Source organism: Amycolatopsis alba DSM 44262 (genome assembly GCF_000384215.1).
Classification (GTDB): Bacteria; Actinomycetota; Actinomycetes; order Mycobacteriales; family Pseudonocardiaceae; genus Amycolatopsis; species Amycolatopsis alba.
Genome location: NZ_KB913032.1, coordinates 6,168,173 through 6,184,057, shown reverse-complemented (window position 1 = coordinate 6,184,057; position 15,885 = coordinate 6,168,173). Strand labels below are relative to the sequence as shown.

The following is a 15,885-nucleotide window of genomic DNA, read 5'->3' as shown; positions in this document are numbered from 1 at the left end:
CATCCCGCCGGCCGCATCCCCCACGATCGACGGGTCGCAGCGTCGCGGCCGCGAGCTCACCTCCGACGCAGGCCATCACTTCTCGACAGATCCAGGCCGGCGCCCACCTGGAGGAGCACCTCGTGCTCACGGGCGGAACTTCTCCAGCAGACGAGATGCGCTCGGGCTTCAAGGCGGGCCCGTGTACGACCACGGGCCCGCCTTGCTCCCACGCCGCGGCTCAGGCCCGCCGCCCGCCGTCCACCGACAACGCGATCCCGGTGACGAACGACGCGGCGTCCGAACAGAGCCACACCGCCGCCGCGGCGGCTTCTTCCGCCGTGGCCAGCCTGCCCAGCGGTGTGATCGCCGCCTGCATCGCGATGATGTCCGTTCCCGCCGCCCATTTCTCGAACCCCGGAGTACGGGTCGGGCCGGGACATACCGCGTTGACCCGGATCCCGCGCGAGGCGTAGTCGACCGCGGCGACCTTCGTGAGCCCGACGACGCCATGCTTCGCGGCTACGTAGCCGGGCGCGTTCGGAATCGCGGCCAAGCCGCCATTGGAGGCCACGTTCACGATCGCTCCGCCGCGTCCCAGCACGGGCAACTCGTGCTTCAAGCAGAGGAATGTCCCTGACAGATTGACGTGGACCACCCGCTCGAACTCGTCCAGGGTCATCTGGTCGAGCGGCCCGCGCGAAGACATTCCGGCGTTGTTCACCGCGAAGTCGAGGCCGCCGTAGGTCGCGACCGTGCGCTCGACGGCGGCCCGGACGGACTCTTCGTCCGCGATGTCGACCGCGATCGCCCTTGCTTCGCCGCCACTCTCGTCGATCAGGGCCGCGGTCTCGGCCGCGGCGGTCTCGTCGCGGTCGAGCACGGCGACCGACGCTCCTTGCCGGGCGAAGTCGATCGCCGCCGCACGGCCGATCCCGCTGCCCGCGCCGGTGACCAGTCCGCGCTTGCCGGAAAAGGCGCTCACGACAGCGGCTCGTGGTTCGCCCAGGCAACCTTGTACGGGTACCGCGACTGCCAGTGACCGATCACCGCGTGCAAGCCGGGCGCGGCGAAAGCCTTCGCCAACGTGTCGGTGTCGGCCACGGTGACCTGCACGATCGCGGTGGCGACCAGCGCCGGAATCGCCTCCTCGCCGGGGATCGGAAGGTGCCGCCGGACGGCGATCGATTGCGTGAGACCGGTGTCTCGCATCGCCCGTTCGATATCCGCCAGGTACTGGTCGAGCTCGGCGTCAGGGAGGGTTTCGTCGAACGCGACAATCATCGTATGCGTGATCATGTCCCGATTCTCGGCCAGGAAAGACGGCGGCGTCCAAGACCGATCGGACATCCGGCGATAACCTGCAGGCATGGTCGAACTGGAAACACGGGAACTCGAGTACTTCATCGCCGTCGCCGATGAACTGCACTTCGGCCGCGCGGCCGACCGCCTGTCGATCGCCCAACCCGCCCTCTCGAAAGCGATCCGGCGGATCGAAGCACGACTCGGAAGCCCGCTGTTCATCCGCTCCAGCCGTCACGTGTCGCTCACCCCCGCCGGTGAGGCGTTGCGGGAACACGGCAGGCACGCGCTCAACGCGGTCAGCGCCGCGGTCCGGAGCGCCCGCCGCGCCGGCGACACCGAGGCTCACCTGCGGCTCGTACTCAAACCCGGTGGCGACGCCGGCCTGCTCTCCGGGATCCTGGCGGGCTACGCCCAGCGGCCCCACGCGCGCCGGGTCGACATCCTGTTCAGCGGCCCCGCCGACCGCACCGACTTCCTGCGCGACGGCCGGGCGGACGTCGGCCTGCTCTACGCCCCGTTCGACGATCTCGACGGACTGGCCCACGAGACGCTCCGCACCGAGGACCGAGTGGTCATCGTTCCGCCAGGGCATCGGTTCGCGGGCAGGCGCTCGGTACGAATGTCCGAGCTGGAGGGTGAGTCACTGCCGCGTTGGAAAGGAGTTCCCGGCGGCGACGGAACCGGCCCCGAAGTCGCCGACGTGGTCCAACTGGTCGACATGATCAGGTTAGGCCGGATGGTCGGCGTGCTTCCCCGCTCACTGGTCGAACCGACTCGACGCGGCGTGGTGTGTGTACCCGTGATCGACGCACCGCCCAGTCGTCTCGTGCTCGCCTGGAACGAACAGGACCGCCGGCCGCTGGTCGCGTCGTTTGTGGCCGCCGTACTGGAAACCAAGTCATACGAGGGCGGCACCCAGTCAGCGCCGTGACACGTCAGGCAACTCGTCCTTGGTCACAAGCGCGTGCACTCGTCCGACCTGCGGCCTCGCGCTCGGCCGCAACTGGTCGACGACGACCGCGCAGCCCACCAGATCCGCACCGGCCTCCGTCACGAGCTGCCGCACGGCCAACGCCTGACTGCCCGTCTCGATCCAGTCATCCACCAGCAGAACTCGGTCACCAGGCCCCACGGACGACCGCTGAATCCGCAGAACGTGGCGGATGCCCCGATAATCCGGAGCTGTCTCGCGGGCGATCTTCTCGCCGGGAAACATCCCAGTGCCCTTCCTTACCGCCACGAAGCCGACGCCAAGCTCCACTGCGGCTGCCCCGCCGAGCAAGAACCCTCTCGACTCGATCCCGCACACGGCGGTCACCCCATCATCCCGGAACGGCGCCACCAAAGCCTTGATCACCTCGCCGAGCGCATGGCCGTCACGGAAGACAGGCCACATGTCCGCATGACCGCCAACCCACCGGAACCGCTGTAGCAGAAGATCACTCGCCGCTGTCGCCATGATGGCGATCTTCGCTCACCGCGCCATCACTCTGCCACCGATTTCCACCCAGGCCAGGAGAAGCGCAAACGGGCGCTTGTAGGTCACTTTTCCTGCGCTCAGTATGGAAAAAGCGACCAATCCACCAGCAGAGGGGAAACCATGATCCGGCATCTGGTCAGCGGCACGCTCGGCGTGCTCATCCTCTCCCTCGTCATCGCACCCCCGTCGGCCGCCGGAAACCTCACTCCCCAGGTGTCGACCACGGTGCTGATCAACGAGATCTTCCCCAAGGGACAGTTCGGGGAAACAGACGAGTTCCTCGAACTGCGCAACGTCAGCACTGTTCCCGTAGACCTCACCGGCTTCACACTGCGGTTCTACTCCTCGAACTGCCTTCCCGCCTACACCCTGGACCTTCCCCAGGACCTGGTGTTGCAACCGAAGAACTCGGTCGGGCAGTACGTGGCCCTGACCGGGCCGTACTTCTCCGGCACCATCGACGATCAGACCAACATCGTCCTGCTGCCCGACTTCCGTGATCTCATGCCTGCCTACAGCGGGTCGGTTGCTCTGCACAACCTTCCCGGCAGCCGGGTCGACGCGGTCGGATGGAGCACGCCGTGTCTGCGCGAAGGAGGGCCCGCACGCACCCCACCGCCAGGTCTCTCGCTGTCCCGCAACCACTTGAGCCGGGACACCGACAACAACCGAACCGATTTCACTGCCACACCACCAAGTGCCGGAGCACAATGACCGACGCCCCGGCAGCGGCCCGAGAACTCTCTTCTCGACACATACGCAGAAGCAGCTCATCCTTCTGCAGCCGGGCGGGGACATCCGGATCTTCGCTTTCCACATTCGCCATCGTCACCCTATCAACGAATCCGATGCCGCCGCGCCTTGACGCGGTTCACGAAAACCGAATATCGTCGAATTCGGCATTTCGAAAAATGGGGGAAGCCGATGCTTCTGAGCGGATCGCCGGCAGTGACTCTCGCTGTACATCAGGGAATCGGGACGATCCGTCTTGACGCTCCTCCTCTCAACGTCCTCGATGACCGAGGACGGGACGAACTGCGCCGAGTGGTCGAACAAGCCGCGGAGCGCCCGGATGTCAAAGCTGTGATTCTCTACGGCGGCCGCAACAAGTTCTCGGCGGGCGTCGAAGTGCGGCAGTTCGCCACCTTGACCTATTCCGAGATGCTTCCCTACGCGCTGCGAATACAGGAGACATTCACCGCCGTCGCCGAAATGCCCAAGCCGGTCGTCGCGGCGATCACCGGATTCGCCGTCGGAGGCGGCTGCGAACTCGCGCTCACCGCGGACCACCGGGTCTGTGCCGCGAACGCGCGGATCGGGCTGCCCGAGACGACCCTCGGCGTGATTCCCGGCGCGGGCGGGACGCAGCGGCTCAGCCGGCTGATCGGGGTCTCCCCCGCCAAGGAGATGATCTACACCGGTGCCGTCCTGAGTGCGTCACGCGCCAAGGAAATCGGCCTGGTCGACGTGGTCGTCCCAGCCGGCGAGGTGCTGGCCACGGCCACCACCTGGGCGGCCCGGTTCACCGGCCACGACAGGCATGCGCGGGGCGACGCGAGCCGAATCAGGCTTCGCGCTCGCGAAGAAGGAGGAAATTGAGGATAGTCGCCTTGAACACGGGCCGGTCCGCATCGTCGATCAGCTCCGCGAGCGTACGCACGAGACCACGATCGGGCTTGGAATTCGACACCTTGGTGTCGACGACGGTGACCCGCAGACGCAACCGGTCGTCCGACCGCACCGGTCGCAACCACCGTAGCTCGTCCACACCGGGACCGCCCAGGCTCGCGACACTGGAGAGATAGTACTGCGCGAACAAGCGCATCATCAGCGCGGAAGTCTGCCAGCCACTGGCGATGAGGCCGGCGAACGGACCGTTCGCGGCCGCGGCCGGATCCACGTGAAAAGATTGCGGATCGTATTCCTTCGCGAATTCGATGATCTGCGCCTCGGTGAGCGACGCCGATCCGAACTCGTACGTCGTCCCAGGAATGTAATCCTCAAAATAGCGCTGATCGATCGGGGTGGCGAACGCCTGCTTTTCAGCCGGTTCACTCATACGAGCTCCTCGCTTCTTCGGCAATTCGCCAACCCTAGCACGAGTGGTCGTGGTGATGATCACACGACCGTCATCGGGCCGACTGACCCGATTCCGTTGCGGCAGGCAGGAAACTGTCTCCGCTGTTCGGGTGAACGCTCGCGTCGGACAGCTTCAGCACCTCGAGCAAAGGGCCGGTCATCGCGGTCGTGACCACAGCCATGACCACCAGCAGGGTGTACAGCGAGCCGTCAAGGACCCCCAGCTGAAGCCCGACCGTGAGGATCACCAGTTCGGTGAGTCCACGGGTGTTCATCAGCACGCCGACCCCGAGCGCCGTCCGGTTGTCCAGCCCCGCGACGCGCCCGCCGAGATAGCCGCCGCCGAGCTTGCCACCCACGGCGACCAGCAAGATCAGCATCAGGGTCACCAGACTGCCGACACCTATTCCGGACAGATCGACCTGAAGCCCCGCGACGACGAAATAGATCGGCAGCAGCAAACCACCCAGCCTGCCTGCCTGATGAACGACTTCCGCAGATGTCTCCGAGGGAACATCACGCGGGATCAGCGCACCGAAAATGAACGCACCGAAGATGAAATGCAAGCCCAGGAATTCGGTGAACCCGGCCGAGACCAGCATGCCGATGAAAAGCACTACGAAACGATCTCTCGACAACCTTCGCGACGACCGTTGGCCGGACTGCCGCAACAGCCGCCGTAACAACGGGCGGACCGCCACGAGCGCGGCGAGGTACGGCACCAGCAGCACAAGCCGCCAGGGGCTGCCCCCGGACGGGTTGACGGCGGCGACCACCACGACCAGGAGACTCCACACGATCACGTCGCTGAGCGAAGCGGACGCGAGAGCCAGCGAGCCGAGCCGTCCGCGGTGAAGACCGCGTTCGATCAGGATACGGGCCAGCACGGGGAACGCGGTGACAGCCATCGAAACGGCGAAGAACATGACGAACGCGGTGCGGTCCGGCGTACTGCGGGACGACGCGACGACGAGCCCGAGCCCGGCGCCGAGCGCCAGCGGCAATACGGTGGCCATGACGGACACACTGACCGCCGCCCTGGCATCACCGGTGCGGGTCAGGTCGGCCTCGAGCCCGACAGCGAACATGAAGAGCGCGACGCCGAGGTTGGCCAGCGCACTCAGCTCCGGCCTGATGGCGGGCTGGATCACCATGTTCGCGAGCTCGCCGTGGAACAGTGTCGGGCCAAGCAGGATGCCCGCGACGATCTCCCCGACCACCGCGGGCTGGGCCAGGCGTACCGCCAGACCGCCGAGCACCCTGGCCAGCACCAGGATGAGCGCGAGTGCGGCGAACAACTGTACGGCGACACTCATGCCCTTTGATCCCCTTCAGCGAAGAACTCGGTGATCAGCGCGTTCACTTCGCCCGGCCGTTCGACGAAGCCGAAGTGCCCGCAATCAGGCAACTCCACATAGCGGCACGAGGGGATCGCCTTGGCGACGGCGGCCCCCTCGGCAGGCGGCATGATCACATCGTGCCCGAACGCCACGACGAGGCACGGACAGCGCACCCCGCGCAACTCGTTCACCCGGTCGTAGCCGATGGTCGCCTCGTATTGGGCCGCCGCACCTTCACCGCCGGGGCGAAAGAGCTCGTAGGCGGAAAGCCAGCTCCTCACGAAGTCCTCATCGGCCAGCGTGGCCGGCCCGAACAACTGGGACATCGACGCGACCGCCTCGAAGAGCGCGGTGTCCCGGCCCACCGCCCGCATCGCCTGCGCGTAACCCTGGCCGAGCGCGCTCCGGTACCCGTCCGCCCGGCCGCGAGTGCCCAGCAGGCAGGCCGCCCGAACGAGATCCGGGCGCGCGAGCGCGAGTTCCTGAGCGATCATGGCCCCCAGGGAAGCCCCGACCAGCCGGCATGGACCTAGTCCCAGCGCGGTGATCAACTCCGCGGCGTCCGACACCAGGTCGATCAGCGCGAACGGCTTCGGATGCTCCGGGCTGCGACGCGTGTGCCGGAGGTCGTAGGTCAGGACCCGGTAGCCCGCCGCCACCAACGCCGGGACCTGGTGTTGCCGCCAGACCGTGGCGCGTGCCGCGGCGGGCGGGATCAGCAGGACCGGCTCGCCGACGCCACGGTCGTGGTACGACACCGCCATGCCGTCGATCTCGATGGTCGACACGTTCGCGCCCGATCCGGCCAGGGCCACTCAGCCGGCAGGCCGCTGGCGGCCGATACCGAGCGGCTTGGTGACCAGATAGAGGCCGGAGGCCACGTCATGCAGATCGCTGGGATCGATCCGCAACGGCGCCAGATTCGACGGCTTACCGTCTTCGAGTTCCGCGTCAGCCCGGCGCTGCGCCCGCTCGGCCTCTTCGACGAGTTCGGTCATCACGCCCGACCCTTCGGCGGCCCCGGCGTCCCGGAGGTCGCTCAGCCCGGCGACGATCTCGACGAAGGCCGCGTTCGAGCCATCCGTCTCGAGGTGCCCCTTCTCCCGGACCATCCGCTGAGCCAGCCAGAAGTAGCTGTCCTTGCCTTCGTATTGCTCGTACACGCCGGAGACCAGGACGAGCAGGCGCGCATAGGCGTTTCGGTACAAGGTTTCGTAGAACCCTGCCGCTTCGGCCTCGGTGACCTCCTCACGCATCGTCGCGAGGACCGATGCCGAGGCGAGCATCGCGCTGTAGAGCGCCAGGTGCACTCCGGTCGACAACAGGGGATCGAGGAAGCAGGCGGCGTCGCCGACCTCGTAGTAGCCAGGCCCGCAGAACTGGTCCGCCACGTAGGAGAAGTCCTGCTCGATCCGCACCGGCTGCTCGAAAACGCCGTCGGCCATCAGGTCGCGGACCGTTTCGGAATCATCGACGATGCTCAGCAGCATCTCCTCGCTGGAACCGTACTTCTTCCGCTTCTCGAGGAAATTCGTCTGGTGAGTCACGAATCCCACGCTGTGCATGCCGTCACGCAGCGGGATGACCCAGTACCAGCCCTCGGGATGGGAGATGATGTCGATACCGCCGTCGGGTGTGTTGGGCAGGGTCCGGCCGCCCTTCCAATAACCCCAGATCGCGACGTTGCGGAAGATCTCGTGCGGGCGCCGGTTCTTGAAGTACTGCGAAGAAAGGACACCGGCTCGACCCGAGGCGTCGATCACGTAGTCGAATTCGGTGGTGATCAGTTTTCCGTCGTCCGCCTCGCTGGTCCACTCCGCGGCATAGGGGCGGCCGTCTTCGAAGAGGACACGCTTGACGTTCGCGCCCTGCCGGACGTCCGCACCCTGCTCCGCCGCGTGCTCGAGCAGGATCTGGTCGAAGTGTTCACGCTCGACCTGCCACGAGGAAACGTTGCTGCCGAACAGCTCCGACCAGTTGATGGTCCAGTCCTCTTCGGCACCCCACCGCAGGAGCGCGCCGCGTTTGGCCGGATATCCCTGTGCGTCGATCTTGTCCACCACTCCCGACAGATCGAGTACGACCCGACAGGACGAGGCCAGCGACTCGCCGATGTGATATCGCGGGAAGTGCTCGCGCTCCAGCAAAAGCACGTCGACTCCGTTGCGCGCGAGGAGTGCGGCCGCGGTCGACCCGCCGGGCCCGCCGCCGATCACCAGTACTTTCTTGGTCATGTGGCATTCCCTTGCTCATGGAGTACTTGTCTGTACGCATCGGCATACCTGCGCCTTTCGGAGAATATGGTTGACAATTCACACTTGTCAAGACAGCCACTTTTTCGGATTTTCTTAAGGTTGCCATAAGCGTCGCTTTAGCGCGAAACAACGCGATTCTTTAGCAATAGACTGTTACGGTCGGCAACGCGGTACGCATTCATCTCCCACCATTCGAGGAGTGTCATGTCCGACGTTCACGGTTGCGCCTTCGTGACCGGCGTGTCGCGGGGTATCGGCCGCGCGGTGGTGATCGAGCTGGCCGGCGCGGGCTATGACGTCGCCGGCTGCTTCAGGACTGGCGCCGAAGAAGCGGAAGCCCTGGCGGACGAGGTGAAGCAACTCGGCCGCCGAGCGCTGTTCGCCCAGTGCGACGTTCGCGACCGGCAGGCTGTCGAAGACCTCGTCGAACGCGCGGACACCGAGATCGGCCCGATCACCGCACTGGTCAACAACGCCGGGATCACGCGCAACGGGCCTGCCGCCCTGATGTCGGCGACGGCCTGGCAGGACGTCATCGACGTGAACCTCACAGGCGCGTGGAACGTGTGCCAGCCTGTCCTGTTCCGGCTCATGCGACGGCGCCGGGGCGCGGTGGTCACCATTTCGTCGATCGTCGGTATCCGCGGATTCGTCACCATGGCGAACTACGCGGCCGGGAAGGCCGGCCTCATCGGGCTGAGCAAGACGATGGCACGCGAAGCCGCGCCCTATGGGATCAGGGTCAATGTCGTCGCTCCCGGTATCACCGAGACCGCTCTGCTGGAAGACATTCCGCCGTCGGTCCGGCCGAAGGCGCTGGAGAACATCCCGCTCGGCCGCTTCGCCCAGCCCGAGGAGATCGCGGGCGTCGTGGCGTTCCTGCTTTCGGACCGGGCGTCGTACGTGACCGGGCAGGTGCTCCAGGTCGACGGCGGAGCCGCGATGTGACCGGACATCCGAACGACTCAGCTCATCGACCTAGGAGTGCGTGTGCCCATCGGAATCGTCGGCTTCGGTTCGTACCTGCCGGGACGCACGGTGACCAACGCGGAGGTCGCCTCTTGGTCGGGAACCACGGAGGACTGGATCGAAACGGCCACGGGCATCCGGGAACGCCGGTACGCCGACGACAACGAGGCGACCTCCGATCTCGCGATCGCCGCGGCCAGGGCCGCGCTCGGCGATGACGAAGGTCTCCGGTCGCGGCTGGCTGCGATCGTCCTGGCGACCTCGACTCCGGACCAGCCACAGCCCGCCACGGCGGCGCTGGTGCAACGAGCGCTCGGACTACCCGGCGTCCCGTCGTTCGACCTCAACGCGGTGTGTTCGGGCTTCCTCTACGCGCTGACGATCGTCGAGGCCATGCTGACCAGGTCGGCGCCGGACGCGACCGCGCTGGTGATCGGTGCCGACAAGTACTCGGCGATCATGAACCGGGCCGACCGGCGGACCGTCAGCCTCTTCGGGGACGGCGCCGGCGCCGTGGTGCTGGGCCAGGTCCCCGACGGATACGGGATCCACGCCACCCACCTGATCACCGACGGGCAGTACAGCGAGATGATCGAGGTGCCCGGCGGCGGCACCCGGCGTCCAGTGGGATCCCCTGGCACGACGGAACAGGACCTCTTGTTCCGGATGAACGGTTTCGCGGTACGCGAGTACGTACTGCGGACGCTTCCGGCAGCCGTGCACGCGGTCCTCGGCACGGCGGGCATGAAGCTCAGCGAGATCGACCGGCTGATCGTGCATCAGGCGAACCCGAACCTCGTCGAACTGTGCGCGGCCGAACTGGGAGTACCTCTCGAGAAGGTCCCGCTGACCGCCGTCGAACTGGGAAACACCGCTGTCGCGTCGGTGCCGGTGACGCTCGACTCGGCGCATCGGCGGCAGCCGCTACGCCGCGGTGAGCGAATCCTGCTCGCCGCCGTGGGCGGCGGCCTCAGCACAGGGGCCGTCCTGCTCACGTGGTACTGAGCAGGGCCGACCGGCCGGGTGACACATGTTCGCGGGCATCGGCCAAAGGTGCCCACAATCCAAGGAGGAGCGCAAAGCATGGCGATCGAAGACGGCTGGCGTGAGGTCGAGGCTTGGATCATCGACCAGCAGGACACGGACTCCCGGCGAGCGGAACTCGAACCCGACTTGGATCTGTTCGAGACCGGAATCCTCACGTCGTTGCAGGTGGTCGAACTGCACGTGGTGATCGAACGGGCAGGCGGGCAGAAGGTGGACCGGATGCAGATCGAACCCGACAATTTCCGTTCCCTGGAGGCGATTCAGCGCAAGTTCTTCCCCGGACTGCTACCGCAGGCGTCCCAGTAAGCCACCCACGATCGGTCGAACCAGGAGGGTGGGCATGGTCGAAGAAGGTTACCGGGTCCAGCTGAACCGTCCTGGTGATCCCGGCAGTCTCGAGCTGTCCGGCCACCCCCGGCGGGAGCCCTGCCCCGGCGAGGTGGAGATCGAGGTCGCGGCGGCCGGCCTGAACTTCGCGGATGTCCTGGTCGTGTTCGGGATGGCCGAGGCCGTCGGCAAGGGTGACGTACGCCGGCTCGGCCTGGACGGCTCCGGCACGGTCACGAGGACCGGTGCCGGAGTCAGCGAGGTGAGTCGCGGGGATCGCGTGGTCTTCTTCGCCGAAGGCGCTCTCGCGTCGCACGTGACAGTCGCCGCCGAACTGGTGGTGGCCGTACCGGACACGCTGTCCGCGACCGAAGCCGCGACGCTTCCGGTCGCCTACCTGACCGCCTGGTACGCGTTGGTCCGGCTGGCAGGCCTCCGCACGGGCGAGACGACGCTGATCCATTCCGCGGCCGGTGGTGTCGGCCTGGCCGCGGTGAACGTGGCCGCGATGCGCGGCGCCCGCGTCCTGGCCACCTGCGGTACCGAGAAGAAACGGAAGTACCTCGAGGAACGCGGCCTCGACCATGTCCTCCCGTCACGGTCCCTGGAGTTCGCCGAACAGGCACGCGCTCTTTCGGGCGACGGCGTGGACGTCGTGCTGAACTCCCTCACCGGTGACGCGCAACAGGCCGGTCTCGATCTGTTGCGCCTGCACGGACGGTTCGTCGAGATCGGAATGCGCGACATCCATGGCGGCGGGTCGATCGCCTTGGCGCCGTTCCGGAACAACATCAGCATGCACAGCGTCGACCTGATGCTGCTCTCCCGCGCCGACCGGCCTCTGGTGCGCGAATTGCTGAACGAACTCGCCCCGTTGTGGGCGGACGGAACACTGGAACCGCTCCCGCATTCGGCTCACGACGTGTCCGAGGCGGCGAGCGCGTTCCGCGCGATGACCACAGGGCGGCACATCGGGAAGACGGTACTGACGTTTCCCGCGGGGTGATCCGGTCAGCAGGTCTCACATCGTCATCGAAACCAGGCGCTGCGTTCCCGACTCCCCGTGACCCGCGTCGAGCCACTTGTCGCGGGCCAGCACGGACCGATGGAGCCGCTGCAGCTGAGCACTCGGCTCCATTCCCAACGCGTCCACCAGCGCTTCGCGCAGTTGCTGATACGCCCGCAGCGAATCGGCCGTACGCCCGGTTTGGTAAAGGGAAATCATCAGGTAGTAGTAAAGATTCTCCCAGAGCGGGTAACTCTCGATCAGCCCGTAGATCTCGCTGATCACCGTGGACAGCCGTCCGAGCCCGAATTCGAGTCCCAGCCGGCGCTCGCAGACGACAATCCGGCGTTCGTCGATCTGGCGGGCCACTCGCTCCACGGCAGGCAGTGACCGGAGGTCTCCCAGCGCGGGCCCCTCCCACAGGGTGAGCGCGTTGCCGAGCAGCTCCGACGCGCGTTCCGGAGAGCCCTCGGCCTCGGCCGAGGCGGCGATGGCGACCAAGGATTCGAACTCGTCCCGATCGGTCGTCAGGTGCCTGGCGTCCAACAGGTAGCCCGGCGATCGGGTGATCAGCACGGATCCCTCGACGCCCGCGGCACCCAGGAGTTTCCGCAGCTTGGACACATAGACCTGCACCGCGGTCTGCGCGGTCCGGGGGGCTTGGTCCCACAGGCTCCGCACGAGCTGGTCAGCCGAGACCACCCGGCCGGCATGCAGGCACAGCAAGGCGAGCAACGAACGCAACTTGAAACCGGGCAGTACGATCCTGGTCCCGGTCGCCGAAGTCATCTCGAACGGACCCAGCAGCTTGACCTTCATCCACTCGCCCCCAATAGCATGACAACGTCAGCTCGTCTGCCTGCATTTCAGTACGAATCCTTCGCTATTCCGCCTTTTCTCGAACTCCACCAGTGACAGAATTGACCACGAAGTCACTTCCAGGCGCCAGAACCGCGCCGTACCCCACCGAGATCCCGAAAGCGGGAGAACCCATCCATTGGTGACCATCCCAGTCGTCGCCGATATTACGCGAAGTTCGGTAGCCGTCAACCCATGTGGTCGCTACTATGAATGGAATAATCCGACAGCCGAGGAGCCGGGGTGACGAACGAAAGCCCATCCGGCGCTGGTCGCCTCGCGGCACGCCTGAATCACCTGTTTGCCACAGTCCATCCGCGTGAACGCGGCCCGTACAGCAACGAGGAAGCCGCAAAGGCGATTCGCGCACGCGGCGGGGACATATCCAAGGCGTACCTCGCCTACCTGAGAAATGGCACCCGGAACAACCCGACCATGCAGCACCTAACGGCCCTCGCCGCGTTCTTCGGCGTCAGCCCGGCCTACTTCTTCGACGACGAAGTGGCAGCCGACACGAATGCGAAGATATCCGAATTGGCAGCGCTCCGCGACGCCGGAGTCGACAGGGATCGATGGCAGAATCTGCAGAATGCGGAGATCAAGCGGGTCGCACTGCGCGCGACCGGGCTCTCCGCGCGAGGCCTGCGGGCCGCCGAGGTGATTCTCGACAACCTGCGTGCCATGGAAGGGCTCCCCGCCCCGGACGAAGATCCCCGATCCGATTCCGGGAAATCGAGCAACCGCTGATCCGCGGACCATCCTTACCAGCCCAGTCCCGATCACCGGTACGCCGCGACGCCCTCTTCCGCGATGCAGGCACCGAAAACCGTTGCCCCGGAACGCATTCAACTGTGCCAGAATGAATTCCGGGAGCGGGGTGCACATGCGTCGTCGAACAGTGGCCGAGGAGCGATCGCACCAGGCGACGTTGGTCGACGCGATGGATCGGGCCACGGATTAGTCCCTTGGGTCGCCGACGCCCCAAGTCCAGAACGCCCTCGCGCCGACTGCTGCGAGAGTGCGAAGGGTTGATAGACGGCCTGGACATCCCTGACCCCTTCGACGTTCAAGTGCTGTGCGACCGCCTCACGACGAGGCGCGGCCGCCCGCTCCGGCTCGCGGGAGCGGCGCTGCCGGCAGACAGCCCTGGCGGGCTCCTGGTGTCGACCGAGTCCGCCGACTACATCTTCTACGACAGCCGGCTCAGTTCCCTGCACCAGCTGCACGTGATCGCACACGAGATCGGCCACCTCCTGTTGGGACACCGGCCCGGCGACGACTGCGCCGAATCGTCCCGCATCCCACTGCCGGACGACTTCTCCCCCACGCTGATCCGGCACATGCTCGGCCGCAGCCACTACGACGACCCCGACGAGTTCGCGGCGGAGGTCTTCGCCACTCTCATCCTGCGCCGGGTCGGCAACCGGTCACCTGAGCCGCCCGAGGTCGCCCCGGAGGTCGTCGCTCTGGTCGCCCGGCTGGAGAGGTCTTTGCGACACCATGACGAGGGCCTGCGTTGATCGCCGCCGCCACGGCCCAGTTCGACATCCTGTTCCCGCTCTGCGCGCTGGCCAGTGTCGTCGCACTCGTTTACAAGCTGCGAGACCTGCGGCGTGACTGGGGCAACGCGGCCCTGCGGGCGCTCTGCGCCGGACGGCTGGCAACCGCCTTCGCGTACATCGTCCTGACCCCGGCGCTGTTCACCCGGCTCGACCAGGCTCTCGGCACGCACAACTTGGGCACGTTGCTGAGCAATTCGTGCATCGTCCTGAGCGCTCTCGCCTCCCAGGTGATGCTCCTGTACTGGTTCCATGACCAAGAGGTCGCGAGACGCCGCGCTCGTTGGGTGGGCGCATTCTTCCTGACAGTCGTGTGTGTCATGGTCACGCTCTTCGTGCTGGCGGCACCATCCGGCGAACATCCGGTGGATTTCGAGGTCCACTTCGCCACTGACCCCGAGGTCGCCGTCTACGTTGTGGTCTACCTCGGCACGTATGGCGCCAACCTGATCAACACCGCACGACTGACCTGGTCGTCTTCGCCGGACATCGTCAGCCGCCCTTGGTTGCGGCGCGGGCTCCGGCTGACCGCTCTCGGCTGCGTATTCGTGCTCGGTTACTTCGCGGGCAACACTCTCGGCGTCGTCGGCCGGTGGGCCGGGACGGACGTGTTCGACTTCGCCTCCATCCTGCTGGCACCGCTACTGGCAAGCGTGGGCTCGCTGGTCCTCGTGACCGGTTCGACCTTCCCAGGGTGGGGCCGGCGCGTCACCACCCACCTGAGCCGGGCACGATCTTTACGGCGTATCCATCCCCTCTGGTTTTCCCTGTGCGAGGCCGTGCCAGGGATCACCTTGTACGGCGGCGGATCACGCCGTCCACCCTGCCTGGTACGCGATCCGGAGATCCGGCTGTACCGGGCGATCATCGAGATCCACGACTGCAGGCGCGCCCTGCGCGTGTACCGGGACCAGCGGGTCGCGCGAGTGGCCAGGCAAGCCGGACACCGCTCCGGCCTCCAGGACGACGAACTGAGCGCGCTGGTCGAGGCCGTCACGCTCAAAGCCGCACTCCGGCAAAAGCTCTGCGGGGATCATCAGCACGAAGAACACGGCAGCATCGAAGACTCAGCGGCTCAGACGGAGGCGGACCTGAGTGATGAACTGGCTTGGCTGGAACGTGTCGCGCACGCTTTTTCCTGTTCGCCGCTGGTCGACCAGGTCCTCGCCGACGCCTTACCGGACCGAACGCCCCGCGAGTGACCGCTTACCGGGAAACATCCAGAACCAGCTTGCCGACCGTGGTCCTCGTCCGCAGGTCCTCGTGAGCCTGCCGTACTTCACTGTGCCGACCACCTCGCTGCCGAGAACGTAGGGCAGCGCGACAGATGCAACGTAATTGTCTTCTGTGATGTGGACATCCGCGTAAAACTGTTGATCACGACAGCGCGCACCCGCAGCCCACTGGTGCCGGCCACACTTCGACCGCGATGTTCAACGTACCGGCCATCGCCGGTCCCGTCTGGTGGCGCCGCAGGTGATCACTCGTACTACTCGAAACTGTGTCTCACGAAATCATTCCCTTTTCGCAGCCGCCGAGGCGGATCCCTCGGGCAGAGGAATCTTTTGCTGGTCGAAACTGTGCCGGCATCTATCCCTCTTCGGCATGCCGTCCGCTCAGGAGCCGGCTCACCCGGTGGAAGATTATGGACAGTTTGAGGAACAGCCTGGCTATTGGAAGA

General features: G+C 66.1%; 18 protein-coding genes. 10 read left to right on the top strand and 8 right to left on the bottom strand.

Features of this window, described 5'->3' with window-relative positions; genetic code table 11:
* Positions 1-220: 220 nt before the first annotated feature.
* Together AMYAL_RS0129020 and AMYAL_RS0129015 are read right to left on the bottom strand one after the other, a co-directional pair.
* Positions 221-964 (bottom strand): SDR family NAD(P)-dependent oxidoreductase, encoded by a 744-nt coding sequence (locus AMYAL_RS0129020; protein WP_020634786.1) that lies wholly within the window; start codon positions 962-964, stop codon positions 221-223.
* Positions 961-1,278 (bottom strand): hypothetical protein, encoded by a 318-nt coding sequence (locus AMYAL_RS0129015; RefSeq protein ID WP_020634785.1) that lies wholly within the window; start codon positions 1,276-1,278, stop codon positions 961-963. The genes AMYAL_RS0129020 and AMYAL_RS0129015 overlap by 4 nt, the downstream gene beginning before the upstream one ends.
* Positions 1,279-1,348: 70 nt before the next feature.
* Between AMYAL_RS0129015 and AMYAL_RS0129010 the strand changes: the two genes are divergently transcribed.
* A complete protein-coding gene (locus tag AMYAL_RS0129010) occupies positions 1,349-2,215 on the top strand; it encodes a LysR family transcriptional regulator (RefSeq protein WP_020634784.1) in 867 nt (288 codons plus the stop codon).
* Here the strand turns inward: AMYAL_RS0129010 and AMYAL_RS0129005 are convergent.
* On the bottom strand, positions 2,204-2,743 hold the full coding sequence (locus tag AMYAL_RS0129005; protein ID WP_020634783.1) for a phosphoribosyltransferase family protein: 540 nt from the start codon (positions 2,741-2,743) through the stop codon (positions 2,204-2,206). The genes AMYAL_RS0129010 and AMYAL_RS0129005 overlap by 12 nt on opposite strands.
* A 141-nt stretch (positions 2,744-2,884) precedes the next feature.
* Between AMYAL_RS0129005 and AMYAL_RS0129000 the strand changes: the two genes are divergently transcribed.
* Positions 2,885-3,478 carry a lamin tail domain-containing protein gene (locus AMYAL_RS0129000; protein WP_020634782.1) on the top strand — a complete coding sequence of 198 codons (594 nt, stop codon included), beginning with the start codon at positions 2,885-2,887 and terminating at the stop codon, positions 3,476-3,478.
* A gap of 210 nt (positions 3,479-3,688) precedes the next feature.
* Entirely contained in the window at positions 3,689-4,363 is a 675-nt protein-coding gene (locus AMYAL_RS46315; RefSeq protein ID WP_039795843.1) for an enoyl-CoA hydratase/isomerase family protein, read from the top strand.
* On the opposite strand, the gene AMYAL_RS0128990 is transcribed toward AMYAL_RS46315, so the two are convergent.
* The 4 genes from AMYAL_RS0128990 to AMYAL_RS0128975 all read right to left on the bottom strand — a co-directional run bounded on the left by AMYAL_RS0128990 (position 4,329) and on the right by AMYAL_RS0128975 (position 8,417).
* Positions 4,329-4,823: a MaoC family dehydratase gene (locus AMYAL_RS0128990; RefSeq protein ID WP_020634780.1), complete on the bottom strand. Its 495-nt coding sequence runs from the start codon at positions 4,821-4,823 to the stop codon at positions 4,329-4,331. The two genes, AMYAL_RS46315 and AMYAL_RS0128990, sit on opposite strands and share 35 nt — an antisense overlap.
* 70 nt (positions 4,824-4,893) lie before the next feature.
* Positions 4,894-6,159: a cation:proton antiporter gene (locus AMYAL_RS46310; protein WP_020634779.1), complete on the bottom strand. Its 1,266-nt coding sequence runs from the start codon at positions 6,157-6,159 to the stop codon at positions 4,894-4,896.
* A complete protein-coding gene (locus AMYAL_RS0128980) occupies positions 6,156-6,971 on the bottom strand; it encodes an alpha/beta fold hydrolase (protein ID WP_026467555.1) in 816 nt (271 codons plus the stop codon). Before AMYAL_RS0128980 ends, AMYAL_RS46310 begins: the two co-directional genes overlap by 4 nt.
* Positions 6,972-6,998: 27 nt before the next feature.
* Positions 6,999-8,417 carry an NAD(P)/FAD-dependent oxidoreductase gene (locus AMYAL_RS0128975; RefSeq protein ID WP_020634777.1) on the bottom strand — a complete coding sequence of 473 codons (1,419 nt, stop codon included), beginning with the start codon at positions 8,415-8,417 and terminating at the stop codon, positions 6,999-7,001.
* A 225-nt stretch (positions 8,418-8,642) separates the two neighbouring features.
* On the opposite strand from AMYAL_RS0128975, the gene fabG reads away from it, so the two are divergent.
* The 4 genes from fabG to AMYAL_RS0128955 all read left to right on the top strand — a co-directional run bounded on the left by fabG (position 8,643) and on the right by AMYAL_RS0128955 (position 11,787).
* On the top strand, positions 8,643-9,386 hold the full coding sequence (gene fabG, locus AMYAL_RS0128970) for a 3-oxoacyl-ACP reductase FabG (protein WP_020634776.1): 744 nt from the start codon (positions 8,643-8,645) through the stop codon (positions 9,384-9,386).
* Positions 9,387-9,428: 42 nt separating this feature from the next.
* Positions 9,429-10,412, top strand: a complete 984-nt coding sequence (locus AMYAL_RS0128965; RefSeq protein WP_026467554.1) for a 3-oxoacyl-ACP synthase III family protein — start codon at positions 9,429-9,431, stop codon at positions 10,410-10,412.
* A gap of 78 nt (positions 10,413-10,490) precedes the next feature.
* Positions 10,491-10,760, top strand: a complete 270-nt coding sequence (locus AMYAL_RS0128960) for a hypothetical protein (RefSeq protein WP_020634774.1) — start codon at positions 10,491-10,493, stop codon at positions 10,758-10,760.
* Positions 10,761-10,794: 34 nt separating this feature from the next.
* On the top strand, positions 10,795-11,787 hold the full coding sequence (locus tag AMYAL_RS0128955) for a zinc-binding dehydrogenase (protein ID WP_020634773.1): 993 nt from the start codon (positions 10,795-10,797) through the stop codon (positions 11,785-11,787).
* Positions 11,788-11,802: 15 nt separating this feature from the next.
* Here the strand turns inward: AMYAL_RS0128955 and AMYAL_RS0128950 are convergent, their stop codons facing one another.
* A complete protein-coding gene (locus AMYAL_RS0128950) occupies positions 11,803-12,606 on the bottom strand; it encodes an AfsR/SARP family transcriptional regulator (protein WP_020634772.1) in 804 nt (267 codons plus the stop codon).
* A gap of 282 nt (positions 12,607-12,888) precedes the next feature.
* On the opposite strand from AMYAL_RS0128950, the gene AMYAL_RS0128945 reads away from it, so the two are divergent.
* From AMYAL_RS0128945 to AMYAL_RS0128935, 3 genes are all read left to right on the top strand, one after another.
* Complete coding sequence (locus AMYAL_RS0128945) at positions 12,889-13,392, top strand: helix-turn-helix domain-containing protein (RefSeq protein WP_026467553.1); 504 nt, start codon at positions 12,889-12,891, stop codon at positions 13,390-13,392.
* 281 nt (positions 13,393-13,673) lie between these two features.
* Positions 13,674-14,165, top strand: a complete 492-nt coding sequence (locus AMYAL_RS46305; protein ID WP_167336161.1) for an ImmA/IrrE family metallo-endopeptidase — start codon at positions 13,674-13,676, stop codon at positions 14,163-14,165.
* Positions 14,162-15,406, top strand: a complete 1,245-nt coding sequence (locus AMYAL_RS0128935; protein ID WP_020634769.1) for an MAB_1171c family putative transporter — start codon at positions 14,162-14,164, stop codon at positions 15,404-15,406. The genes AMYAL_RS46305 and AMYAL_RS0128935 overlap by 4 nt, the downstream gene beginning before the upstream one ends.
* The last annotated feature ends 479 nt before the right edge of the window (positions 15,407-15,885 follow it).